At 46.3% G+C, this 24,762-nt stretch carries 19 protein-coding genes and 1 tRNA gene; 12 read left to right on the top strand and 8 right to left on the bottom strand.

Features of this window, described 5'->3' with window-relative positions; translation table 11 throughout:
• Nucleotides 1–110: 110 nt before the first annotated feature.
• A complete protein-coding gene (locus NQ546_RS05830; protein ID WP_004289099.1) occupies nt 111–1,964 on the top strand; it encodes a DUF349 domain-containing protein in 1,854 nt (617 codons plus the stop codon).
• A 103-nt stretch (nt 1,965–2,067) separates the two neighbouring features.
• On the opposite strand, the gene NQ546_RS05825 is transcribed toward NQ546_RS05830, so the two are convergent.
• Both NQ546_RS05825 and NQ546_RS05820 read right to left on the bottom strand, forming a co-directional pair.
• Entirely contained in the window at nt 2,068–3,246 is a 1,179-nt protein-coding gene (locus tag NQ546_RS05825) for a phosphoribosylaminoimidazolecarboxamide formyltransferase (RefSeq protein ID WP_004289098.1), read from the bottom strand.
• A 94-nt stretch (nt 3,247–3,340) separates the two neighbouring features.
• Nucleotides 3,341–3,414: transfer RNA gene (locus tag NQ546_RS05820), tRNA-Gln, on the bottom strand.
• Between the two features lie 219 nt (nt 3,415–3,633).
• Between NQ546_RS05820 and rsfS the strand changes: the two genes are divergently transcribed.
• From rsfS to NQ546_RS05805, 3 genes are read left to right on the top strand one after another with little or no spacing between them, the layout of a single operon-like run.
• Entirely contained in the window at nt 3,634–3,993 is a 360-nt protein-coding gene (gene rsfS / locus NQ546_RS05815; RefSeq protein WP_004289097.1) for a ribosome silencing factor, read from the top strand.
• Nucleotides 3,994–4,002: 9 nt separating this feature from the next.
• On the top strand, nt 4,003–6,048 hold the full coding sequence (ftsH, locus tag NQ546_RS05810) for an ATP-dependent zinc metalloprotease FtsH (RefSeq protein WP_004289096.1): 2,046 nt from the start codon (nt 4,003–4,005) through the stop codon (nt 6,046–6,048).
• A gap of 12 nt (nt 6,049–6,060) precedes the next feature.
• On the top strand, nt 6,061–6,900 hold the full coding sequence (locus tag NQ546_RS05805) for a phosphatidate cytidylyltransferase (RefSeq protein WP_004289095.1): 840 nt from the start codon (nt 6,061–6,063) through the stop codon (nt 6,898–6,900).
• Between the two features lie 96 nt (nt 6,901–6,996).
• On the opposite strand, the gene NQ546_RS05800 is transcribed toward NQ546_RS05805, so the two are convergent.
• From NQ546_RS05800 to NQ546_RS05785, 4 genes are all read right to left on the bottom strand, one after another.
• Nucleotides 6,997–7,740 (bottom strand): NigD1/NigD2 family lipoprotein, encoded by a 744-nt coding sequence (locus NQ546_RS05800; protein WP_039953193.1) that lies wholly within the window; start codon nt 7,738–7,740, stop codon nt 6,997–6,999.
• Between the two features lie 97 nt (nt 7,741–7,837).
• Nucleotides 7,838–8,986 carry a lipid-A-disaccharide synthase gene (lpxB, locus tag NQ546_RS05795; protein WP_004289093.1) on the bottom strand — a complete coding sequence of 383 codons (1,149 nt, stop codon included), beginning with the start codon at nt 8,984–8,986 and terminating at the stop codon, nt 7,838–7,840.
• 46 nt (nt 8,987–9,032) lie between these two features.
• Nucleotides 9,033–9,797, bottom strand: a complete 765-nt coding sequence (gene surE / locus NQ546_RS05790) for a 5'/3'-nucleotidase SurE (RefSeq protein WP_004289092.1) — start codon at nt 9,795–9,797, stop codon at nt 9,033–9,035.
• A 381-nt stretch (nt 9,798–10,178) separates the two neighbouring features.
• A complete protein-coding gene (locus NQ546_RS05785) occupies nt 10,179–11,297 on the bottom strand; it encodes a DUF418 domain-containing protein (protein WP_039953192.1) in 1,119 nt (372 codons plus the stop codon).
• A gap of 136 nt (nt 11,298–11,433) precedes the next feature.
• Between NQ546_RS05785 and NQ546_RS05780 the strand changes: the two genes are divergently transcribed.
• The 6 genes from NQ546_RS05780 (at nt 11,434) to NQ546_RS05755 (ending at nt 18,611) form a co-directional block, all read left to right on the top strand.
• Complete coding sequence (locus NQ546_RS05780; protein WP_004289089.1) at nt 11,434–11,913, top strand: DUF456 domain-containing protein; 480 nt, start codon at nt 11,434–11,436, stop codon at nt 11,911–11,913.
• A gap of 468 nt (nt 11,914–12,381) precedes the next feature.
• Nucleotides 12,382–13,149, top strand: coding sequence for a ParA family protein (locus NQ546_RS05775; protein ID WP_004289088.1), 768 nt, complete (start codon nt 12,382–12,384; stop codon nt 13,147–13,149).
• 46 nt (nt 13,150–13,195) lie between these two features.
• Nucleotides 13,196–14,083 (top strand): ParB/RepB/Spo0J family partition protein, encoded by an 888-nt coding sequence (locus tag NQ546_RS05770; protein WP_004289087.1) that lies wholly within the window; start codon nt 13,196–13,198, stop codon nt 14,081–14,083.
• A complete protein-coding gene (locus tag NQ546_RS05765) occupies nt 14,084–14,935 on the top strand; it encodes a DUF5683 domain-containing protein (protein ID WP_004289086.1) in 852 nt (283 codons plus the stop codon).
• A gap of 46 nt (nt 14,936–14,981) precedes the next feature.
• The gene (locus NQ546_RS05760) at nt 14,982–16,280 is read left to right on the top strand and encodes a lytic transglycosylase domain-containing protein (RefSeq protein WP_017140917.1); all 1,299 of its coding nucleotides are present in this window, start codon (nt 14,982–14,984) and stop codon (nt 16,278–16,280) included.
• Between the two features lie 72 nt (nt 16,281–16,352).
• Nucleotides 16,353–18,611: a RelA/SpoT family protein gene (locus NQ546_RS05755; protein WP_021940413.1), complete on the top strand. Its 2,259-nt coding sequence runs from the start codon at nt 16,353–16,355 to the stop codon at nt 18,609–18,611.
• 4 nt (nt 18,612–18,615) lie between these two features.
• Here the strand turns inward: NQ546_RS05755 and NQ546_RS05750 are convergent, their stop codons facing one another.
• Both NQ546_RS05750 and NQ546_RS05745 read right to left on the bottom strand, forming a co-directional pair.
• The gene (locus NQ546_RS05750; RefSeq protein WP_004289083.1) at nt 18,616–19,008 is read right to left on the bottom strand and encodes a MerR family transcriptional regulator; all 393 of its coding nucleotides are present in this window, start codon (nt 19,006–19,008) and stop codon (nt 18,616–18,618) included.
• 31 nt (nt 19,009–19,039) lie between these two features.
• Complete coding sequence (locus NQ546_RS05745; RefSeq protein ID WP_017140915.1) at nt 19,040–20,008, bottom strand: M23 family metallopeptidase; 969 nt, start codon at nt 20,006–20,008, stop codon at nt 19,040–19,042.
• Between the two features lie 187 nt (nt 20,009–20,195).
• On the opposite strand from NQ546_RS05745, the gene alaS reads away from it, so the two are divergent.
• Nucleotides 20,196–22,817, top strand: a complete 2,622-nt coding sequence (gene alaS, locus NQ546_RS05740) for an alanine--tRNA ligase (protein ID WP_004289081.1) — start codon at nt 20,196–20,198, stop codon at nt 22,815–22,817.
• A 502-nt stretch (nt 22,818–23,319) separates the two neighbouring features.
• Nucleotides 23,320–24,762 carry an MBOAT family O-acyltransferase gene (locus NQ546_RS05735; protein WP_004289080.1) on the top strand — a complete coding sequence of 481 codons (1,443 nt, stop codon included), beginning with the start codon at nt 23,320–23,322 and terminating at the stop codon, nt 24,760–24,762.

The following is a 24,762-nucleotide window of genomic DNA, read 5'->3' as shown; positions in this document are numbered from 1 at the left end:
TAAAATCGAAAAAAAACAATGAAAAAAGTATGAAGTAATCATTTTATTTCATTAATTTGTAACCTAATGTAACCCGAACGGGGCATCCCGTTTCTAAAAAGTAAATACAAATGACGGACACTCATGACACTAATCTCCCCGACAAAGCGGTGGAATTAGAAGAAGACAAGAAAACAGCAGAGGTTTCTGAGCCGGCAACAACAGAAACTTCAGCTGAAGCAACCTTGACAGACAAGCCGGCCGAATCTGTTCAAAAGCTCACAAAAGAAGAAATCCTGAATAAGCTTAAAGAAATTGCGACGGATGTAGAAAACGCAGCCAAATCGGAAATAGACAGCTTGAAACAGGCTTTCTACAAACTACATAACTCCGAGCAGGAAGCTGCAAAGAAGCTATTCGTTGAGAATGGAGGAATTATTGAAGAGTTTGTTCCACAAGCCGATGCTTTGGAAGAGGAATTCAAGAATACCATGTCCGTCATCAAAGAAAAAAGAAGTGCGCTCAATGCAGAGCAAGAGAAACAGAAAGAACTCAACCTGCAAATCAAGCTTTCTATCATTGAGGAACTAAAGGAATTGGTAGAGTCTCCTGAAGATGCCAACAAGAACTATACAGAGTTCAAGAAATTGCAACAGCAATGGAATGAAGTGAAAGTTGTGCCCCAAGCCAAAGTAAATGAGTTGTGGAAGAATTATCAACTGTATGTCGAAAAATTCTACGACCTCTTAAAGCTGAACAATGAGTTTCGTGAATATGATTTCAAGAAGAACCTTGAAATAAAGAACCATCTTTGCGAAGCCGCTGAAAAATTGGCCGACGAACCGGATGTGGTCTCCGCTTTCCACCAATTGCAGAAGCTGCATCAGGAATTCCGCGATACAGGCCCGGTGGCAAAAGAATTACGCGATGAAATATGGGCGCGTTTCAAGGCAGCCTCCACGACTGTAAACCGTCGCCACCAACAACACTTTGAAGCCCTGAAAGAGACTGAGCAACACAATCTCGATCAAAAGACCGTAATTTGTGAAATCATCGAAGCCATTGATTACAACGAGCTCACCAACTTCTCTTCTTGGGAAAACAAGACACAGGAAATCATTGCCTTGCAAAATAAATGGAAAACCATCGGTTTTGCCCCGCAAAAGATGAACGTGAAGATATTTGAACGCTTCCGCAAAGCATGCGATGAGTTCTTCCAAAAGAAAGGCGAATTCTTCAAGTCCCTGAAAGAAGGCATGAACGAAAATCTGGAGAAGAAACGCATCTTATGCGAAAAAGCAGAAGCCTTGAAAGACAGTACCGATTGGAAAACAACGGCAGAAGAGTTGACCAAACTGCAAAAGGAATGGAAAACAGTAGGTCCCGTTGCCAAGAAATACTCAGACACTATATGGAAACGGTTCATTTCTGCCTGTGACTATTTCTTTGAACAAAAGAACAAAGCAACCTCTTCGCAACGTTCCGTTGAACAAGAGAACCTGGAAAAAAAGAAAGTCATTATCGAAAAGCTAACTGCCATTGATGAAACAATGGATGTAGAAGAGGCTACGCTATTGGTTCGTGAACTTATGAAAGAATGGAATAGCGTAGGGCATGTACCTTTCAAAGAAAAGGATAAGATATACAAACAATACCATGGACAGATAGACAAATTGTTTGAACGTTTCAACATCAGCGCTTCCAACAAGAAGCTGAGTAACTTCAAATCGTCTATCAGCAATATCCAGGAAGGTAGCCCGCAAGCCCTCTACCGCGAACGGGAAAAGCTGGTACGTGCCTGCGAAAATATGAAAAATGAATTGCAGACCTACGAAAACAATCTGGGCTTTCTGACAACATCTTCCAAGAAAGGCAGCAACTTGCTGACAGAGCTTAACCGTAAAGTGGAAAAGTTAAAGAGTGACATCGAATTGGTGAAGCAGAAAATTAAAGTGATTGACAACTCAATCAGCGAAGCAGAATAGTTTTTGAGCCTATGATATGAGGTTATAAAAAATGACAGTATTTAATATTTCACCACAGATTATCATCACGTGTAATCTGTGGTGATTTTTTATGCAATCATTTTTAATGATGGAACAGACGGACACCGGTAAATGCCATTGCTATGCCATATTTATCACAAGTCTCTATAACATGATCATCACGTACCGAACCTCCTGCCTGCGCTATAAACTCCACACCACTCCTGTGCGCACGTTCAATATTGTCACCGAATGGAAAAAACGCATCAGAACCCAGCGCAACACCTTTCAAAGTATCCAACCACGCACGTTTCTCCTCACGAGTCAGAACCTCCGGCTTTTCAGTAAAGAACTGCTGCCAAACACCGTCGGCCAATACATCTTCGTAATCATCACTGATATAGACATCAATTGTATTGTCGCGGTCAGCACGTCGTATTTTCTCCACCCAAGGCAAATTCAGCACTTTCGGATGTTGGCGCAAGTACCATATATCAGCCTTATTTCCCGCCAAGCGGGTACAATGAATACGGCTCTGCTGTCCGGCACCAATACCGATGGCCTGCCCTTCCTTTACATAACAAACAGAATTAGACTGAGTATACTTCAATGTAATAAGTGCTATCATCAAATCACGCTTGGCGGCTTCGGGAAAATTCTTATTCCTGGTAGGGATATTTGCAAACAACTCCTCCCCATTCAACTTAATCTCATTACGACCTTGCTCAAAAGTAACCCCGAAAACATCTTTATGCTCAATCGGAGCCGGTTTATAAGCTGGATCAATCTTGATTACATTATAAGTACCCTTACGCTTATTCTTCAATATCTCAAACGCCTCATCGGTATATCCCGGCGCAATTACTCCGTCAGACACTTCACGATTTATGAAACGGGCAGTAGCCTCATCACACACATCACTTAAGGCAATAAAATCACCATAAGAAGACATACGATCGGCACCGCGAGCACGCACATAAGCATTGGCAAGCGGTGAAAGCTGCAAGCCATCAACAAAATAGATTTTTTTCATTGTTTCGTCCAGCTCCAATCCGATAGCGGCTCCTGCCGGACTTACGTGTTTAAATGAAGCGGCGGCCGGCATCCCGGTAGCCTCTTTCAGTTCTTTTACCAACTGCCAACCGTTCAGGGCATCCATAAAGTTGATATACCCCGGACGTCCGTTCAAGACTTCGATAGGCAACTCTCCCTCCTGCATAAAGATGCGGGCCGGCTTTTGATTAGGGTTACAGCCGTATTTCAAAGATAGTTCTTTTGCCATAATTATTATTGTTTGGATAACTGCAAATACGTTTTATGGTAATAAAAAAACCTCCTAAAATCACAATTTAGGAGGTTTCATTTTACGATAAATATGGTTGGGCTATCTGGACTCGAACCAGAAATGACAGGACCAGAATCTGTAGTGTTACCATTACACCATAGCCCAATTGAGCATCACTTTTCTGTTTTGCGGTGCAAAGATACAAAGATTTCGATAAACCAAAACATTTTCTGCGATTTTTTTCATTAAAAACTGATAAGATACCATTACACAAAGAATTATATACCTAAAAAAAAACAAAAAATGAAAGACTTTTTCCCTTTTGCGTGTTTGATATAATAAATCAACGTATATTTGTCACCTGTTTAATATTAATAATGTGTAATGAACGAAGCTAAGAAACTAATTCAACAAATAACAGAAGGTATTCAAGATAAAAAAGGAAAGAAAATCGTCATAGCAGACCTTACCCAAATAAGCGATACGATTTGTAACTATTTCGTCATCTGTCAAGGAAATTCTCCAAGTCAAGTAAGCGCCATCGTAGATTCCATAAGAGACTTCACCCGTAAAGGAGCAAACAGCAAACCTTTTGCGGTAGACGGACTGCGCAATGCCGAATGGGTAGCCATGGATTATTCCGATGTACTGGTTCATGTCTTTCTGCCGGAAGTGCGTGAATTCTATAATCTGGAGCATCTATGGGCAGATGCCAAATTAACTCAAGTTCCCGACCTCGATTAATTTAGACTTATGGACAATAACACCAATAAAAAACCTACTAAAACCAATATGCCTAAGTTCAATTTGAACTGGTTGTATATGATTATAGCTATGATGTTACTGGGGCTGTACCTCACCAATGAAAGCGGTACATCCAGCAAAAACATCCCCTACGATGAATTCCAGGAATACGTCCGCAACGGTTATATAAGCAAAGTAACCGGTTATGACGACAACTCAGTGGAAGCATACGTCAAACCGCAATATGTACCTAATGTATTCAAGGCGGATTCAAGTCGCGTAGGCAAGAATCCGTTGATTACAACAGAAGCTCCCTCACGCGAAAGCCTGGGTGATTTCCTGCAAAAAGAAAAAGACGAAACACGCTTCGACGGCTCTATCAGCTACGAAAAGAAGCGTAATTATTTCGGTGCAATCCTCTGGCAGATATTACCGTTTGCATTCCTTATCGGTTTCTGGATATTCCTCTCCCGCCGCTGGAGTGGTGGCGGCGGCATGGGCGGCGGCAGTGGCATTTTCAGTGTCGGCAAATCCAAAGCACAGTTATTCGAGAAAAACTCTCCGGTGAAAGTAACATTTAAGGATGTTGCCGGTCTTGCAGAAGCCAAACAGGAAGTAGAGGAGATCGTAGAATTTCTGAAGCAACCGCAGAAATATACAGACCTGGGTGGTAAAATTCCTAAGGGAGCATTGCTCGTGGGGCCTCCGGGAACAGGTAAGACCTTGTTGGCAAAAGCTGTGGCCGGGGAAGCCAATGTACCGTTCTTCTCATTGGCAGGTTCCGACTTTGTGGAAATGTTTGTCGGCGTAGGTGCTTCACGCGTCCGCGATTTGTTCCGCCAGGCCAAAGAGAAAGCGCCTTGCATCGTATTCATTGATGAAATTGATGCCGTAGGACGTGCACGCGCCAAAGCTGCCGCCATGGGTGGCAATGATGAACGCGAAAACACATTGAACCAGTTGTTGACAGAAATGGACGGTTTCGGTTCCAACAGCGGTGTTATTATTCTTGCCGCAACCAATCGCGTGGACGTTCTGGACAAAGCATTGCTGCGTGCCGGACGCTTCGACCGTCAGATACATGTAGACTTACCGGACGTGAACGAGCGCAAAGAAGTATTCGGTGTGCACCTGCGTCCTATCAAGATAGACAATACGGTGGATGTGGAACTGCTGGCCCGCCAGACTCCCGGTTTTTCCGGCGCCGACATTGCCAATGTGTGCAACGAAGCAGCCTTGATTGCTGCCCGTCATGGAAAGAAGTTTGTAGAAAAGCAAGACTTCTTGGATGCGGTGGACCGCATTGTAGGCGGCTTGGAAAAGAAAACTAAAATCACTACCGAAGAAGAACGCCGTTCCATCGCCATACACGAAGCAGGCCACGCCAGCATTTCCTGGTTACTGGAATACGCCAATCCTCTGATTAAAGTAACAATCGTTCCACGCGGCCGCGCCTTAGGTGCAGCTTGGTACCTCCCCGAAGAACGCCAAATTACGACCAAGGAACAAATGTTGGATGAGATGTGCGCCACTTTGGGTGGACGCGCCGCAGAGGATTTATTCCTCGGAAGAATCTCAACCGGTGCAATGAACGACTTGGAACGCGTAACCAAGCAAGCATACGGCATGATTGCCTACCTAGGCATGAGCGACAAGTTACCGAATCTCTGTTACTACAACAACGAAGAATATTCTTTCAACCGCCCGTACAGCGAGAAGACCGCCGAACTGATTGATGAAGAAGTGAAACGCATGGTAAACGAACAGTACGAACGCGCCAAAAAGATTCTCTCCGACAATAAAGACGGCCACAACCAATTAGCCCAGCAGTTGATCGACAAAGAGGTAATCTTTGCAGAAGATGTGGAAGCTATTTTCGGCAAACGCCCATGGGCTTCCCGCTCTGAAGAAATCATCAGCGCCAGCAAGACTTCCAAAGAACTGAAAGAAGCGGAAGAGCAAGAAGCCGCCAGAGCCGAAGAAGCAGAAAAAGAGGTGAAAGAGGAAGAAAGCCGTAACACAGAAGCCTCCGATAATACCGAATCAAAAAATTAAAACGAGAACACCTTGAAAAATAATTTCATACAACGTGCGATTACGGGTGCATTATTTGTAGTCATATTGGTGGGCTGTATTCTTTACAGCCCCCTCTCATTCGGAATCTTATTCACTATCATCGCCGCATTGAGCGTACATGAATTTGCTCATTTGGTAAATAAGAGCGGTGAAGTCAGTATCAACAGAATGATTACCGCTTTAGGCGGAGCCTATTTATTCCTTGCACTCATGGGATTTTGTACATCAGCCATCGATGCGCGTGTATTTCTTCCCTACTTGGGGCTGTTGCTCTATTTAATGATCACAGAGCTATATCTGAAAAAGAAAAATCCCATTGGCAACTGGGCATACTCCATGCTAAGCCAGTTATATGTGGCCTTGCCTTTCGCATTGCTGAACGTACTTGCTTTCCAGAACTCACCGGAAACGAGCAGCGTAACCTACAATCCCATCCTGCCCCTTTCTATCTTCGTGTTCATCTGGTTGAGCGACACAGGTGCCTATTGCGTAGGGTCCTTAATAGGCAAGCATCGTCTCTTCGAGCGTATCTCTCCTAAAAAGTCTTGGGAAGGCAGCATAGGTGGCGCAGTTTTTTCCATTGCTTCATCCTTTGTTTTCGCCTACTTCTTCCCGTTTATATCCATGTGGCAATGGGCAGGCCTGGCCGTTGTTGTGGTTATCTTCGGCACTTGGGGAGACCTGACCGAATCGCTGATGAAACGCCAATTAGGCATAAAAGACTCCGGCAACATTCTTCCGGGACATGGTGGGATGCTCGACCGTTTTGACAGCGCTCTAATGGCTATTCCAGCAGCAGTATTCTATTTGTATATACTATCAATGATCTAATAAAGAATCACCAAACGGATAAGACATAAAAAAGGGCATAGAGGTTGATGTGAATATCTTTCCTCTATGCCCTTCACTCTTACTATTAAGAAATACCTATTTCAACTGCATCTTCGACAAATCAAGTTCCTGTATATTTTTTGTATTATCCTCACTGTTCTTAAAGTCAAATACCAACTCCACTTCATCATTTACTTCCGAATTAATCTTCAGTTTGATACCTTGCGTTTCAGAGGTAATATTCAGGCTATTCAGATTATAGGATACCGCCCCTGGACTGCGCAATCCGGTCAGGTCATCATAGTTATTATAACGGAGTTCCAAATGTATGTAGCCATCCTCCCCGTACACTTCCGCATCGTCTTGCGAGCGTACCAGACTGATACGATGTTTCTTTTCGGAAGGCAGGTTCTGCTGGAATACAATATTCAGATACCCACCACTGATCCCGATATCTCCCTTGAATATCGCAACAGGGTCATTACCGAATTCTTCCTCAGTCTCAGGAGTTAAGGTTTCAACCTCTTTAGTCAATACGTCATATAGGCGCAAAAGCTTCACAGCGTGGTCGTATCCGTCAAACCCGTCGGATAAAGGATTGAATATAGTAATTACACGCTTTCCGTCGACAGGCTCGTACCATCCTAAATCCGTATTTACAGGCCAAAGCGTTCCCCACACATCACAGTCCAGATAGAAAGCATTTCCGGTGACACGCACCGTAGCCCACAACGGCGGGGTGAAGTCACCGATTGAATACCCGTCGTTGTCATCACAGGATTGCAGCGCCGGCATTACAGCCAGGCAGACTACCATAAATAACCAATGTAGTTTTCTCATAATCAAAGTCCTTTCGTTTGTTTCTGTATAGAAAATACAAAAGCCGGGCATTTACTGCACCGGCCCTTTCCCTTTTAACAAGAAATTAAATATCATCCTACTTTTTAAAACTTTTCTCAAGCAAAGCCACCATTTCTTTGGCAGCCCGTCCGGGTGCTCCCGCTTCGCCCAAGCGGGACGCCATGTAGTCGTAACCGGAGAGCATCTGCCGGCGGTATTCCCCATCATAAAGGATGCGCCGGAGTTCCGCGCGTACCTGCTCCACCGTCATGGTGTCGGCAACCAGTTCTTTCACAACTTCCCGGTCGGCAATGAGATTCACCAGGGAGATATACTTCACTTTCAAGACATGCCGCTTCAGAAAGGCAATCACCTTCCCTATCGGCGTATGATAGCACACTGCCTGTGGCACCCGGAACAAAGCGGTTTCCAGCGTCGCAGTACCTGAGGTGACCAATGCAGCCTCCGCATGCCGGAGTAAAGGATAAGTGCGGTTAAAGATTATCTTCACATCCGAGTTGCCGACATATTCTTTGTAATATTCCGGAGAAATGCCCGGAGCCCCCGCCAGCACCAACTGATAATCGGGGAACGAAGCTGCCGCCCGGATCATATCCGGCAGATTATCTTTGATTTCCTGTTTACGGCTACCCGCCAGCAAAGCGATAATAGGTTTTGAAGAAAGGCCGTTGGCCAGCCTGAACTCATCCGGCGTTTCCGAACAAGCAGCCTGAAAGGCTGTAACCTCATCCATTGTCGGATTACCTACATAATGTATGGGATACCGGTGCTTGCCCTCAAAGAATTCCACCTCAAACGGAAGAATAGAGAACAACTCGTCTATATCCCGTTTGATGTTCTTGATGCGATACTCCTTCCATGCCCATATTTTGGGAGAGATATAATAAAATACCGGAATTTGCGTGCGAGCATGAATAAACTTGGCTATATTCAGGTTGAAGCCCGGATAGTCCACCAATATAAGTACATCCGGTTGCCAGGCCACAATATCCTCCTTACAGCGTTTCATATTGGCGAAAATAGTGCGCAGGTGCAGCAAGACGGGAATGAAGCCCATATATGCCAATTCCTTATAATGCTTCACCAAGGTTCCGCCTACCGCCGCCATTAAGTCGCCTCCGAAAAAGCGGAACTCCGCCTGCGGATCCTCCGCCTGCAAAGCGCTCATCAGGTGGGACGCATGCAAATCACCGGAAGCCTCGCCGACAATCAAATAATACTTCATACGCGCTTATGTTTAAACATCCTGTACAGTCTGAACGGCAGCCCGCTTAGAACCACGTTTTCAATTCATCTATCAATCCATACGCAGTTACATCTACGGTGGTCGGGGTGATTGCCACATAGCCGTTTTCAAGTGCCCAATGGTCACTCTTTTCATTACCGGTTTCAGCATCTTCAAATTCTCCGGTCAGCCAATAATAGTGCGCATCTCCTCTGTGGGCGAAATTCTCCCACTCATTGATCCATTGCCCTTTGGCCTGTTCGCAGACTCTCACCCCTTTCAGTTCTTTGGTATCGGGAAAGTTGACATTGAGACAAGTCAACGGTGGCAATCCTTTTTCCAATACCCGGCGGGCTATCTCACGAATATACGTTCCTGCCGGTTCAAAATCGGCATCCTGGTCGTGGTTGCATAGTGAAAAACCGATAGAGGGCACACCTTTCAAGCAGCCTTCGATGACGCCCCCCATTGTACCGGAATAATGCACATTGACAGAAGAGTTGTCACCATGATTAATGCCGCCCACAACAAGGTCGGGTTTACGGTCGAGCACTGTATGAAACGCCAGTTTGACACAGTCAGTCGGCGTGCCGGAACATTTGTAAACCGTCAGCCCCACATCCTTACGGAGCAACTGATAGCGGATAGGCTCCGTCACAGTCAGCGCACAGGCACTGCCCGAACGGGGTGCATCAGGCGCCATTACCACAATCTCGCCCAACGGACGGAGAAACTTTATCAACTCACTAATTCCTTTCGCAATGATGCCGTCATCATTGGAAACCAATATTAAAGGCCTTTGATTTTCCATATTTCTAATTGTTTTATTATGATTTTATCCGCACTCATACCATTAAGTCTTCATCACAGGCAACACAGAATCTCACAGAGTGTTCTCTCTTCTTACAAAGAAAAAGGATACTGCACAAAGAAAAAGGATACTGTCGAAACCGCATCATGCCCTCACTGAGGCTCTATGCACTTTGCAGTGAGATAAATCCTCGATTTATCAGCCGACGATACTCATACGGACAATCACTTAATTTATTGCTCACAAAATTAGCGAAAAAGAAAGAAGCCGGCAACCCTTTACCCGCTAATTTTCCCGATGCACAAAACCCGGAGGAGCCTGTCTTGTCCAACATCCACACAGCCAGGCTGGTGCAGACGCCACACCTTTGCCGCAGCCACCCTACTTCAGCCACGTGAGACGATGCCACACAGCCTCAAGCGGACCTTGCCTATGCGTCCTGAGCCACCGGCGGCAGAACCATATTTGAGCAGACATTACCCCCAGACCCACTACGAAGCTCCATGCAATGCCCAACGTTGATGCCAGCCCTAAGGCGTAGGGAAAGAATATCAGACTTCCGATGATTGACTGACTGATGTAGTTCGTGAGACTCATCCGCCCATAAAAACGCAGTCCGTCGGTCATTCTGCCAAACACGTCGTTCTGATACAATATCACGAACATAGAAACGAGCATACCGGTAAAGGCCATATTGTACCACATTGTCAGGATGATCTGCAAAGCATCCACAGCAGAAGTCTTTGCAACATAAAACAGAAAACTCGCAATGAAGCTCCCCACAAAAATCTTCACCCAAAAACCTGCTCCACGACTAAAGTAATCTCCCCGCGCAAGAATCATCCCCAAAATAAAAAGTCCCGGAGCCTGCAACAACCGTCCCGTATCGACAGCCCAAAACAAACTTGCCAACTGCCCTATACCTGCATTAGCGACAATCATGTCCCAAAAGTTGCCCGAATCGGTAACAGTTTTCAGCGTAGGATAATAGGTGTCATTGAGCAATGTGGGTATAAAGTCGATGCCGAAACACTCCAGCAATTCAATCGGCTGAATCAAAAACAGCGATGCAATGAGCAAAAGATTTCTTTGGGAAAGTTTGCGCAACGGAATCATAACAAACCCCATTATCGCAAAAAGCAGCAGCACATCGCCTCCGGGAAAGAATGCAGCATTGAGGGTGGCAAAAAACATCAGTATGACCAGCCTCCATGCGAAACGTCCTCCGAAGTCGCCGCCTTTAGCCTCTTGGTTTCGCTGCTGGACAATGAACGTGAATCCGAAAAGAAGAGCGAAAACCGTATAACTCTTTCCGGCAAAAATGAAGAACAGAGCGTCCCAGACACTCTGATTGAGCAATTCTGCCGTTTTGGATGTCGCTTCCGGATAGACACCGTAAATAAAATGTTCCACAAAATGCAGCAGCATAATGGCAACTACTGCAAAACCTCTGAGAGCGTCGACCGAGTCTACGCGTTTCATTTGGGGGATTTGGTTCATACAATCATTTTTCATTTTGCAAAAATAAGAAAAAGAAGAGTGATTTCCCGCAATAAATTCCTTCGTAAAAGCATATAAGTATTATTTTTGCTCGCAAAACGGAGAAACTTGGCGTTTTTCCAAAAACATCGGCGCTATGGACATTCTGTTTATTATCATAGGTATTCTCTGTCTCCTCACCGGCCTGGCAGGCTGCTTCCTGCCCGTAATACCCGGTCCTCCCGTTGCTTATGCGGGATTACTGCTGTTGCATTTCACCGACAAGGTGCAATACTCCACCACCCAATTATTGCTATGGCTGCTGCTCGTCATCATTTTACAGGTGCTCGACTATTTCATCCCCATGCTGGGCAGCAAATATAGCGGAGGAACACGCTGGGGAACGCGCGGATGCCTTGCAGGAACAATCATCGGACTGTTCTTCATGCCCTGGGGCATTGTCCTCGGCCCGTTTTTGGGAGCGTTTATCGGAGAACTTCTCGGCGGCAAGGAAACCCGCCAGGCATTAAAGTCCGGAATGGGTTCTTTGTTTGGTTTCCTGTGCGGCACAGTGCTGAAATGTATCTTATGCGGATACTTCGCGTGGGAATTCGCATCAGCGCTGGTACAGCAATAAGCAGCTTTCCTCATCCTTCAATCCCTTTATTCATGCGGGATAGAGATCAACCGACAACAAGCGTTTTTTTTACACGCAGCCCGTCATCAGTTTATTCCCATTAAACTTCTGGTTTATTAGGCATAAACTCCCGGTTTATTCCTAATAAACCGGGAGTTTATCTTAAGTAAACAATAAATAAACCAAGTGAAAGGGGAATTTCCACCTCCCAATTATTGCTTTAGAAATCTTAATCTTCCGCAAGCGAGACAAAAAATCTGCTTCATTTCAAGATAAATACGTATATTTGCTCACTAATCAGGAAAAGAAAGCCTAAAGCACACGCTTTTAGACTAAAAAAACGGAATAAGCCACCCGGGAGTTATTAACAAAACAGGCGACTTTTCAACCGTTTTTGCAATCTTTCTCCTTTTTAGTAGGTGCTATTCGGAATTATCACTTATTTCGCTGCCAATAAACATTGAAATTATGGGAAAAATAATTGCTTTGGCAAATCAAAAAGGTGGTGTAGGAAAAACAACAACGACCATTAACCTCGCAGCTTCTCTCGCCACGCTTGAAAAGAAAGTTCTTGTTGTAGACGCAGACCCCCAGGCAAATGCCTCATCCGGGTTGGGCGTAGACATCAAGCAGGCAGAATGTACTATCTATGAGTGTATTATAGACCGCGCCAATGTGCGGGATGCCATTCACGACACAGAGATTGATACATTGAAAGTTATTTCCTCCCACATCAATCTGGTAGGTGCCGAAATAGAAATGCTCAATCTCAAGAACCGGGAAAAGATACTGAAGGAAGTGCTCGCCCCGCTGAAAGAAGAGTTTGACTATATCTTGATAGATTGCTCTCCGTCGTTAGGGTTGATCACAATCAATGCGCTTACGGCAGCCGACTCGGTCATCATCCCGGTACAAGCCGAATACTTTGCTTTGGAAGGTATCAGCAAACTGCTGAACACCATTAAAATCATCAAGTCCAAGCTGAACCCCGCGCTCGAAATCGAAGGCTTCCTCCTGACGATGTACGACTCGCGCCTGCGCCAGGCCAACCAGATTTACGATGAAGTGAAGCGCCATTTCCAGGAACTGGTATTCAGCACCGTCATCCAGCGCAATGTAAAGCTGAGCGAAGCACCCAGCTACGGGCTTCCCACAATCCTGTACGATGCGGACTCCACCGGAGCCAAAAACCACATCGCACTGGCCAAAGAGTTAATCAGCCACAACGAGAAGTAATATCCCGCATGGCAAATGTAATAACCGTAAAACAGTAAAGAAATAGATGGCACAGAAAAGAAATGCACTTGGACGCGGGCTGGATGCCCTGCTCTCTATGGATGAGGTGCAGACCGAAGGCTCTTCTTCTATCAATGAAATAGAATTGTCGAAGATTGCCGTCAATCCTAACCAGCCCCGTCGCGAATTCGACCCAACAGCGTTGCAGGAGCTTGCCGAGTCTATTGCAGAAATTGGTATCATCCAACCCATCACCCTGCGCAAGCTATCCGACGATGAGTATCAGATCATTGCCGGCGAACGTCGCTTCCGCGCCTCACAAATAGCCGGGCTGACAAGCATCCCTGCCTACATCCGTACGGCCGACGATGAGAATGTCATGGAAATGGCACTCATCGAAAACATACAGCGCGAAGACCTGAACTCCGTAGAAATAGCGCTCGCCTATCAGCACCTGCTGGAAGAATACGGCCTCACCCAAGAACGCCTCAGCGAACGCGTAGGAAAGAAACGCACCACCATCGCCAATTACCTGCGTCTGCTGAAACTGCCGGCTCCCATCCAAATGGGCCTGCAGAACAAGCAGATAGACATGGGACATGCCCGCGCCCTGATAACGCTGGGCGACCCCAAACTGCAAGTGAAGATTTTTGAAGAGATACTGGAGCATGGCTATTCCGTCCGCAAAGTAGAGGAAATAGTAAAGTCCCTGAATGAAGGCGAAACCATAAAAAGCGGCGGCCGAAAAATCGCGCCCAAACGCTCCAAACTGCCCGAAGAGTTCAACATGCTGAAGCAGCAACTTTCCAGCTTCTTCAGCGCCAAAGTGCAACTGACCTGCTCCGAGAAAGGCAAAGGTAAAATCAGTATCCCGTTCAGTAACGAAGAAGAATTGGAACGTATCATCGGCATCCTTGATACGCTGAAAAAATAAATGACGAAAAGAAGAAAAATATACCAAATCAGTATCGCCCTGCTGCTCTGCTTCATACAGACGGCAGGGATTGCTATGTATGGTCAGAGCCGCCCGCGCGCCGCTTCCAAAAGGATACACAGGCTGCAGGCAGACTCCCTCCATACCCTGCGGAAGGCTGTACAGATGCAAGCCGACAGTCTGACTCCGACAACGGACAAACCAATGCCGCATCAGGCTGTTACGCCCGCCGACAGCATTGCCACCGCCGACAGCATTGCAGCCGAAAATAAGAAAAAATTGCTGGAAATGACCTCTTCCCCCACCCTGCAGGAACAGGAAGTGCCGGCCGACAGTCTGCATAAAGAGATAAACAGGAAGATGTGGATTCCCAACCCCACGAAAGCAACCTGGCTGGCGCTTGTGATCCCCGGAGGAGGACAAATCTACAACCGGAAATACTGGAAACTGCCCATCTTCTACGGCGGATTTGCCGGTTGCGCCTATGCCCTGACATGGAACAGCAAAATGTACAAGGACTACTCTACCGCCTATAAAGACGCAATGAACGGCAATATGCAGTCCAGCAGCATCACCGACCTGTTGCCGCCCGGATATACAATCTCCGAAACCCAATTGAAAGAATTGCTGCGCAAGCGAAAAGACACTTACCGCAGATACCGCGACCTAAGTATCTTCGCTTTCATCGGGGTCTACCTGCTGTCTGTCATAGACGCTTATGTGGATGCCGAATTATCCAATTTCGACATAACCCCCGATCTCAGCATGAAGGTAGAGCCCGCCGTCATCAATACCCAAACAAGCAATTCTTCCAACCGCTCCGTTGGATTGCAATGCAGCTTCAGATTTTAAAGAAACAAATAAAACAGATTTATCCATGACAAATAAACCCGCATACATGAGAAAAATAATCATAGGTTCCTCACTTCTGTTCAGCATATTGCTCGCAGTTCCACAGGCACACGCCCAGGAAAGCGTAGACGTAATCATTCACGACAACGGGACGGAACGCCGGGAAGTTATCGACTTGCCCAAAAGCATGACCTACCCCGTAGACAGTCTGCTCAACGACTGGAAAGCCAAAAACTATATCGATTTGGGAAAGGATTGCAGTACCTCTATCGTAAATCCTGAGTTCAGCGACTCCATATACATCGACCGGCTCTCACGCATGCCGACCGTCATGGAAATGCCGTACAACGAGATTGTACGCAAATTCATCGACATGTACACCGGACGTCTCCGCAATCAGGTGGCTTTCATGCTGAGCGCCTGCAACTTCTACATGCCCATTTTTGAAGAAGCCCTCGACACATACGGCTTGCCATTGGAGCTGAAATATCTGCCTATTATCGAGTCGGCCCTCAATCCCTCTGCCGTATCCCGCGCAGGCGCTTCCGGACTATGGCAGTTCATGCTTAATACAGGCAAAATATACGGACTGGAAAGCAACAGTCTGGTGGACGAACGCCGCGACCCGATTAAAGCTACCTGGGCCGCCGCACGTTATCTCAAAGACATGTATGCCATCTACCAAGACTGGAACCTGGTGATTGCCGCCTACAACTGTGGCCCGGGAACAATCAACAAAGCCATTCGACGTGCAGGCGGCAAAACGGACTATTGGGAAATCTATAATTATCTGCCCAAAGAAACACGAGGATACGTACCCGCCTTCATTGCCGCCAACTACGTAATGACTTACTACTGCAAACACAACATCTGTCCCATGGAAACCAATATTCCGGACGCGACAGACACCATACAAGTGAACCGTAACCTGCATTTTGAGCAAATAGCCGATGTCTGCGGTATCAACATGGATGAAATCAAAAGCCTGAACCCCCAGTACAAAAGAAATATCGTTCCGGGTGACAGCAAGCCCCGTACACTCCGCCTGCCGATAAACTATATCAGTACTTTTATTGACAGCCAAGACACGATCTATGCCCACCGCAGCGCAGAACTGTTCAAAAACCGCCGGACCGTATCCGTTGCAAACACCCGCAGCACAGCGCGCAGCAGCAAAGGGAAAAGTTCCCCACAAGGAGAAGTAACCTATCACAAAATACGCAGCGGAGAAACCCTGTCGACCATCGCACGCAAATACGGCGTGACCGTCAACCAGATAAAAAACTGGAATGGCATGAGCAGCACCAGAATTAATGCAGGAAAGCGACTGAAGATTTACAAATAAAGACATAAATACTTGCCCGGTGTTGAAAATTGCTTATTTTTGCAAAAAGTGAAGAAAAAAGGAGAACGGTATATGGAAGAGAATGTAAGCCAGAAGGAGAAAGAGAAAGCCGAAGAAGAAATGATTGAACAGGCATTCCAGGAACTGTTGAACGATTATTTGGCAACCAAGCATCGCAAGCGCGTCGAAATAATAACCAAAGCATTCAATTTCGCCAATCAGGCACACAAGGGAATCAAACGCCGTTCGGGTGAACCTTACATCATGCACCCTATCGCCGTCGCAAAGATTGTCTGCAACGAAATAGGTCTCGGATCCACCTCTATCTGTTCAGCCCTTTTGCACGACGTGGTGGAAGATACCGACTACACCGTTGAAGACATTGAAAATATCTTCGGCCCCAAAATAGCACAGATTGTGGACGGGCTGACCAAAATATCAGGCGGCATCTTCGGCGACCGCGCCTCGGCACAAGCAGAAAACTTCAAGAAGTTACTGCTCACCATGTCCGACGATATCCGCGTTATCCTTATCAAAATAGCTGACCGACTGCACAATATGCGCACCCTCGGCTCCATGCTTCCCAACAAGCAGTTCAAAATAGCCGGTGAGACATTATACATTTATGCGCCGCTTGCCAACCGGTTGGGGCTATACAAGATAAAGACGGAACTGGAAAACCTGAGTTTCCGGTACGAACATCCGGAAGAATACCGCGAAATAGAAGAAAAACTTGCAGCGACAGCCGTAGAGCGCGACAAAGTATTCAAAGAGTTCACCACCCCGATACGCGCCCAACTGGACAAAATGGGATTGAAATACCGCATTCTTGCCCGCGTCAAATCCATTTACTCCATCTGGAACAAGATGCAAACCAAGCATGTGCCGTTCGAGGAAATCTATGACCTGCTTGCCGTACGCATCATCTTCGAGCCTCGCAACATGGAGGAAGAACTGAACGACTGCTTCAACATCTACGTATCCATATCCAAAATATACAAACCTCATCCCGACCGCCTGCGTGACTGGGTGAGCCATCCGAAAGCCAACGGTTACCAAGCCCTGCACGTTACCCTCATGGGCAACAACGGACAATGGATTGAAGTCCAGATCCGCAGCGAACGCATGAACGACGTTGCCGAACAAGGGTTTGCCGCCCACTGGAAATACAAAGAAGGCGGCGGCAGCGAAGATGAAGGAGAATTGGAGAAATGGTTGCGCACTATCAAGGAAATACTCGATGACCCCCAACCGGATGCCATTGATTTTCTGGACACTATCAAACTGAACCTGTTCGCATCGGAAATATTTGTGTTTACCCCGAAAGGTGAAATCAAGACCATGCCGCAGAATTCGACAGCGCTGGATTTTGCTTTCTCCCTGCACACAGACATCGGCAGCCACTGCATCGGCGCCAAAGTGAACCACAAACTCGTACCTCTCAGCCACAAACTGCAGAGCGGTGACCAGGTAGAAATTCTGACTTCCAAATCACAACGCGTACAACCGGAATGGGAAGTGTATGCCACCACTGCACGCGCACGCGCCAAAATCGCATCTATCCTGCGCAAGGAAGCCAAAGCCAATCAAAAGCAAGGTGAAACAATCCTTTCCGAATTCTTCAAGAATGAAGATATACGCATGGACGACGGAGCATTGGACAAGCTCACCCGTCTGCACAATTTCCATACCCGAGACGAACTGCTCGTCGCCGTCGGCAGCAAGAAGCTCGTATTGGGCGATGCGGATAAAAATGCATTCAAGGAGAAACAGAGCACCAACTGGAAGAAGTTCCTGACTTTCTCTTTCGGCAACAAAGACAGCAAGGATGCCAAGGAACAACCCGAAGAAAAAGCCCCGCAAGAGAAAATCAATACCAAGCAGATATTGAAACTGACGGAAGAAACCATCCAAAAGAACTATATCATGGCGGATTGCTGTCACCCCATTCCCGGTGACGATGTGCTGGGGTACATCGACGAACAGAACCGGGTGATTATCCATAAACGCCAATGCCCGGTAGCCGCACGTCTCAAAAGCAGTTACGGCAACCGCATCATCGCAACCGAATGGGACACTCACAAAGAGCTTTCATTCCTTGTAACTATCTATTTGAAAGGTATTGACAGCATGGGATTGCTGAATGAAGTGACGCAAGTCATCTCCCGCCAGCTGAACGTGAACATCCGTAAACTGACCATAGAAACCACTGACGGTATATTTGAAGGTAAGATACAACTCTACGTACATGACGTAGACGATGTACGCAGCATCTGCAACAACCTGAAGCTGATACAGAACATCAAGCAAGTGACGAGAATAGAAGGGTAGTTCTTTATGGATGCTCTTTCATCAGGTTCTCTTTCAATGCCTCTACATCTTCATAAGTAAAAGCATCGAGAGCTTCCTTCATGCCGGTAAGCTCTTCACGAATGCTTCTCAACCGTTCTACGATTTCAAAGTTCCGGAGAGTGGCTTCTTTATTGTCTTTCATGCGCTGACGCGCACCGGGCAATGTCATTCCGCGCTCCTTGACCAGATGATAAATCAGCTTCACCGTCTCAATATCTTCCTTACGGTACTGGCGTATGCCACGCCCCCCCTTCTTGGGCCGGAGTTGCGGAAACTCTTTCTCCCAAAAACGGAGCAGAGATTCGTTGACATCAAACATTCCGGCAACCTCACTAATGGAGTAATACAATTTCAGTTCTTTATCGGTGTTCTGCATGGCAACCTATCAATTAGTCGTTTATAATCCATCAATCAAGCACCTTACCATGATTAGCCGCAAGCTGTATCATACGGTCATAGTCTTCGGCGCTCAAATCCATAAAGTAATAGTTTACGGGATTCACCACCTGCCCCTTTACATGCACCTCGTAATGAAGATGCGGGCCTGTGCTTTTTCCGGTACTCCCCACTTCGCCTATCACTTCACCCCGCACTACCCGTTTACCGAGCTTGGTGCGGAACCCTTGCAGGTGGGCATACCATGTCTGATAGCCAAAGCCATGATCCACGATGATAAGATTTCCGTAACCGGTTTCCCACCCCATTTTCACCACCGTACCGTCACCGGTTGCGTAAACTTCCGTACCTGGATGCGCCGAAAAGTCCATGCCTGCATGAAACTTGGTAGTCCCGTAAATAGGATCAATACGTGTTCCGTAACCGGAGGCAGTCTTACGCAAATCCTTATTCGAAATAGGTTGGATGGCAGGTATGCAACGCAACATCTCATCATGATTCTTGCACATCTCCACCACATCGTCAAACGAACGTGACTGAATATAAAGCTGTTTCGTGAGCATATCCATTTTCTGCGTAGTGTTCACTACCAAATCGGAATTCGCCATATCCATTAAATGCTCATAACGGTTTGTGCCGCCATATCCCGCCTTACGAATAGCCGAAGGCACCGGATCGGCCTGAAAAATGACCCGATACAGATTATCGTCACGTTGCTGCACATCCTGCAACACCCCCATAGCCTCGTCCATTCTCCGCGAGAGTACATTATATTGCGCCTTAAGCTGGCTGTTTTCTTTCCGCAACTCCTTCTCGGAGGGCGAACCGAAAATCAGCAATAATACGATGAAACTGCCAGCTCCCAGTCCCATGCCAAAAAATAACCGGCGTAATATGCTCAACGCACGTTGCCGGACGGTTGGATAAATTCGGTCATAAGTCTGTGTCCGCGGATTATAAATGTAGTAAACTTTGCGCATCGGGAGTAAATATTTCATTATCAATGCGGCAAAAATACGAAAAACAAGCTATCTTTGCACTGTTTTTTCAAGAATTATAAGATTTATGATTTATGATTTATGATTTATAGAAGAGATAAATCATAGAATATGTAAGTCATAAATCACAAGCTGTAAATTCAGAAATCATAAATCAGAAATAAGAAGTATGTTGACTGCAAATGAAATCAGAGACTCGTTCAAGAGTTTTTTCGAAAGTAAAGGTCACCAGATTGTGCCTTCGGCTCCCATGGTGATTAAAGATGACCCCACGCTGATGTTTACCAACGCGGGTATGAACCAGTTTAAAGATATTATTTTGGGTAACCACCCGGCGAAATATAAAAGAGTGGCGGATTCACAGAAGTGTCTTCGCGTCAGCGGAAAACATAATGACTTGGAAGAAGTAGGCCATGATACCTATCACCACACAATGTTCGAGATGCTGGGCAACTGGTCGTTCGGTGATTACTTCAAGAAAGAAGCTATCTCTTGGGCATGGGAATATCTGGTAGACGTATTGAAGCTGGATCCGAAAGATCTCTATGCCACCGTCTTCGAAGGTAGCCCCGAAGAGGGTCTGGAACGTGACAATGAAGCAGCCTCCTACTGGGAACAGTTCCTGCCGAAAGACCATATCCTCAACGGAAACAAACACGACAACTTCTGGGAAATGGGCGATACAGGTCCTTGTGGCCCCTGCTCCGAAATTCATGTGGATTCACGTTCGGAAGAAGAAAAAGCCAAAGTTCCCGGTTCGCAACTCGTAAACAAAGACCACCCGCAGGTTATCGAAATCTGGAACCTCGTATTCATGCAGTTCAACCGCAAGGCAGACGGCAGCCTCGAAGGGCTTCCCGCCAAAGTAATTGATACGGGTATGGGCTTTGAACGTCTGGTGCGCACTCTGCAAGGCAAAACCTCCAACTATGATACCGATGTCTTCCAGCCTATATTGAAGGCTATCGGAGACATGGCAGGAACTACATACGGTGTAAACGAGCAACAGGACATTGCCATGCGTGTGATTGCCGACCACATCCGTACAATCGCTTTCTCTATCACAGACGGCCAATTGCCAAGTAATGCCAAGGCAGGTTACGTAATACGACGTATTCTTCGTCGTGCAGTACGCTACGGCTATACGTTCCTCGGACAGAAGCAGGCATTCATGTACAAATTATTACCTGTACTGATTGAGAATATGGGCGGTGCGTATCCCGAACTGAATGTACAGAAAGAGTTGATAGCCAAAGTCATCAAGGAAGAAGAAGATTCCTTCCTCCGCACTTTGGAGACCGGTATTCGTTTGTTGGATAAGACCATGGCAGATGCCAAAGCAGCCGGAAAGACCGAAATCAGCGGCAAGGACGCCTTTACGCTTTATGATACTTTTGGCTTTCCACTCGACCTTACGGAACTGATTCTCCGCGAAAACGACATGACGGCCGACATCAAAGAGTTTGACGCAGAAATGCAACAGCAAAAACAGCGCGCACGCAACGCCGCTGCCGTTGAAACCGGCGACTGGATTACGCTGCAAGAAGGCACAACCGAATTCGTAGGCTATGACTATACGGAATACGAAACATCCATCCTGCGTTACCGGCAGATTAAGCAGAAAAACCAAACATTGTACCAGATTGTACTGGACAAGACTCCGTTCTATGCCGAAAGCGGCGGTCAGGTAGGCGATACCGGCGTGCTGGTGAACGAATTTGAAACGATTGAAGTTATTGATACAAAAAAGGAGAACAACCTTCCTATCCATATCACCAAGAAGCTGCCCGAACATCTGGAAGCTCCGATGATGGCTTGCGTGGATACCGACAAGCGTGCCGCTTGCGCCGCCAACCATTCTGCCACCCACTTGTTGGACGCTGCATTACGCGAAGTGTTGGGCGACCATGTTGAACAGAAAGGCTCTTTAGTGAATTCGGACTCTCTGCGTTTCGACTTCTCTCATTTCCAGAAAGTAACAGATGAGGAGATTCGTCAGGTAGAACACATTGTAAATGCCAAGATACGCGCCAATATTCCTTTGAAAGAATATCGCAATATACCTATTGAAGAAGCTAAAGAATTGGGAGCTATTGCGTTGTTCGGCGAGAAGTATGGTGACCACGTACGTGTTATCCAGTTCGGTTCCTCCATTGAATTCTGCGGTGGCACACACGTAGCCGCTACCGGAAACATCGGGATGATGAAAATTGTATCCGAAAGTTCCGTTGCCGCCGGTGTCCGCCGTATCGAAGCCTATACCGGAGCCCGCGTAGAAGAAATGCTTGATACATTCCAGGATACAATGCGCGATTTGAAAGCACTCTTCAACAATGCTCCCGACTTGTCCGGTGCAATCCGCAAGTATATCGAAGAAAATGCCGGTTTGAAGAAACAGGTGGAAGACTTCATGAAAGAGAAAGAAGCGCAACTGAAGGAAAAACTTCTGCAAAATATTCAGGAAATAAACGGTGTGAAAGTTATCAAGTTCTGTGCAGCCATGATACCCGCCGACGCAATCAAGAATATCGCTTTCCAGCTCCGCGGAGAAATCACAGAAAACCTCTTCTTCGTTGCAGGAACAGTATTCGAAGGAAAACCGATGCTGACAGTAATGCTAAGTGACAACCTTGTAGCCGGCGGTCTAAAAGCAGGCAATCTTGTGAAAGAAGCCGCCAAGCTGATTCAAGGTGGCGGCGGCGGCCAGCCGCATTTCGCAACTGCCGGCGGTAAAAATCCTGACGGGTTGAGTGCAGCGGTAGATAAAGTAATAGAATTGGCAGGACTTTAAAACTTATATCATAAATAAAAGACTCCGCTTTTAGCTGAAAAGTTAAAAGCGGAGTCTTTTTAATAGCATCCCCACTTTTAATGAAACGGCATCAGTATTAAAACATTTTTATCAGCCTAAAGAGAAATATTTTAATATTCTTGCAGGAATAATATTCTCACTGAGCGTTATATTGTAAAAAGAAAGCGTAACTTTGCAGCGTCCGACAGGAGAAATTGCCGGACAGTAGAAAGCGTTTTCTGCTTTATCCTAAGTATCGAAATCTGGAAAATTTCAAGGCAAGGGGATGAAGACAATGTAACGCTCATTCTGTTTGTATATGTACGAGAACAGTCCATACTGTATCTTGTTCATCATACTACAGCGTGGGAATATTGTTTCTTCACTCATTCTTGCTAGGTTTTTCCAGATACCTGATACTTGATGAGTAGAACAAGTCTCACGCTCTTCTCATATTAATCAGCACCGCCCACTTTGAAGACTTATAGGCATATTAAGAATCATGTTATTCAATTCTTTTGAGTTCCTGCTTTTCTTGCCGATAGTCTTCCTGCTCTATTGGTTTGTATTTAAACGGTTGAAGTGGCAAAACCTTTTTTTGGTCGTTGCCAGTTATGTGTTCTATGGTTGGTGGGACTGGCGCTTCCTGATACTTATCGCCCTCACCACGCTATTCAGTTATGTCAGCGGACGACTCATTGCCCGGTACGAAGGACAACAGAAGCGGCAGAAAGCCCTTAGCGCTATCAACATCGTACTAAATCTTTCCATTCTCGGCGTATTCAAATACTATAACTTCTTTGCGGAAAACTTCGCCGCCCTGTTCGGTAACATAGGTTGGCAGATAGACTGGGTAACACTTGACATCCTCTTGCCCGTAGGTATCAGTTTCTACACCTTTCAGGCATTGAGCTACAGTATTGACGTTTACCAAAAGAAATTACCGGTTTGCAAAGATATCATTGCCTTTTTTGCCTACATCAGCTTCTTTCCACAGTTGGTAGCAGGGCCGATAGAACGCGCCACCAACCTGTTGCCACAGTTCTACAAGTCGCATACTTTCAACTATGCGCAAGCCGTGGATGGTTGCCGACAGATACTTTGGGGATTCTTCAAGAAGATGGTAGTGGCGGACAACTGCGCTACCGCTGTTAACTTAATCTGGGGAAACTATACCGACCAGTCCGGCTTTACGCTATTAATGGGCGGCTTCCTCTTCACACTTCAGATTTATGGAGACTTTTCCGGTTACTCGGACATCGCTATCGGTACGGCGCGCCTGTTCGGTATCAACCTGATGCGTAACTTCAGCTTTCCTTATTTCTCACGCGACATTGCCGAGTTCTGGCGCCGTTGGCATATATCGCTGACCACATGGTTTCGCGACTACATTTACATACCTCTCGGTGGCAGCCGATGCGCACGTTGGAAGGTCATGAGGAATACGCTGATTATCTTTCTCGTCAGCGGTTTGTGGCACGGGGCAAACTGGACATTCATTATGTGGGGCGTTTATCATGCGCTACTGTTCTTTCCACTGATGCTTTTGGGAAAGAACAGAAAACACACAAATAATGTAGCGGCGGGGCGATTATTACCTTCCATGAAAGAATTCGTCCAAATACTTTTCACCTTCCTGCTTGTACTGATTGGCTGGATTATTTTCCGGGCAGAAAACATCAAGCAAGCATGGGACTATCTTAGCAGAATGTGTTCACCAAGTTTGCTGGACTTACATTTGCAATACGGCAAAAAAGCATTACTCTATACTTTTGTACTCTTGATGGTGGAATGGCTGCAACGGGATAAACAACATGCGCTGCAAATCGAAGGAACCGGTATACTTAAATATCGCGGTATACGTTGGGGAATATATATTTTATTAGCGCTCTTCACTTTAGTTTTTGCAGGTACACAAGCGGAATTCATTTATTTTCAATTCTAA

The sequence above is a fragment of the Bacteroides eggerthii genome, assembly GCF_025146565.1.
GTDB lineage: Bacteria > Bacteroidota > Bacteroidia > Bacteroidales > Bacteroidaceae > Bacteroides > Bacteroides eggerthii.
The sequence above is the reverse complement of the archived record's forward strand: the minus strand, read 5'-3'. Positions and strand labels throughout refer to the sequence as shown.

What these genes read in the sequence shown, in the direction of transcription:
- NQ546_RS05830 (WP_004289099.1), top strand. Translation starts at nt 111, where the DNA reads ATGACGGACACTCATGACACTAATCTCCCCGACAAAGCGGTGGAATTA.
- NQ546_RS05825 (WP_004289098.1), bottom strand. Translation starts at nt 3,246, where the DNA reads ATGGCAAAAGAACTATCTTTGAAATACGGCTGTAACCCTAATCAAAAG.
- rsfS (WP_004289097.1), top strand. Translation starts at nt 3,634, where the DNA reads ATGAACGAAGCTAAGAAACTAATTCAACAAATAACAGAAGGTATTCAA.
- ftsH (WP_004289096.1), top strand. Translation starts at nt 4,003, where the DNA reads ATGGACAATAACACCAATAAAAAACCTACTAAAACCAATATGCCTAAG.
- NQ546_RS05800 (WP_039953193.1), bottom strand. Translation starts at nt 7,740, where the DNA reads ATGAGAAAACTACATTGGTTATTTATGGTAGTCTGCCTGGCTGTAATG.
- lpxB (WP_004289093.1), bottom strand. Translation starts at nt 8,986, where the DNA reads ATGAAGTATTATTTGATTGTCGGCGAGGCTTCCGGTGATTTGCATGCG.
- surE (WP_004289092.1), bottom strand. Translation starts at nt 9,797, where the DNA reads ATGGAAAATCAAAGGCCTTTAATATTGGTTTCCAATGATGACGGCATC.
- NQ546_RS05785 (WP_039953192.1), bottom strand. Translation starts at nt 11,297, where the DNA reads ATGAACCAAATCCCCCAAATGAAACGCGTAGACTCGGTCGACGCTCTC.
- NQ546_RS05780 (WP_004289089.1), top strand. Translation starts at nt 11,434, where the DNA reads ATGGACATTCTGTTTATTATCATAGGTATTCTCTGTCTCCTCACCGGC.
- NQ546_RS05775 (WP_004289088.1), top strand. Translation starts at nt 12,382, where the DNA reads ATGGGAAAAATAATTGCTTTGGCAAATCAAAAAGGTGGTGTAGGAAAA.
- NQ546_RS05770 (WP_004289087.1), top strand. Translation starts at nt 13,196, where the DNA reads ATGGCACAGAAAAGAAATGCACTTGGACGCGGGCTGGATGCCCTGCTC.
- NQ546_RS05765 (WP_004289086.1), top strand. Translation starts at nt 14,084, where the DNA reads ATGACGAAAAGAAGAAAAATATACCAAATCAGTATCGCCCTGCTGCTC.
- NQ546_RS05760 (WP_017140917.1), top strand. Translation starts at nt 14,982, where the DNA reads ATGAGAAAAATAATCATAGGTTCCTCACTTCTGTTCAGCATATTGCTC.
- NQ546_RS05755 (WP_021940413.1), top strand. Translation starts at nt 16,353, where the DNA reads ATGGAAGAGAATGTAAGCCAGAAGGAGAAAGAGAAAGCCGAAGAAGAA.
- NQ546_RS05750 (WP_004289083.1), bottom strand. Translation starts at nt 19,008, where the DNA reads ATGCAGAACACCGATAAAGAACTGAAATTGTATTACTCCATTAGTGAG.
- NQ546_RS05745 (WP_017140915.1), bottom strand. Translation starts at nt 20,008, where the DNA reads ATGCGCAAAGTTTACTACATTTATAATCCGCGGACACAGACTTATGAC.
- alaS (WP_004289081.1), top strand. Translation starts at nt 20,196, where the DNA reads ATGTTGACTGCAAATGAAATCAGAGACTCGTTCAAGAGTTTTTTCGAA.
- NQ546_RS05735 (WP_004289080.1), top strand. Translation starts at nt 23,320, where the DNA reads ATGTTATTCAATTCTTTTGAGTTCCTGCTTTTCTTGCCGATAGTCTTC.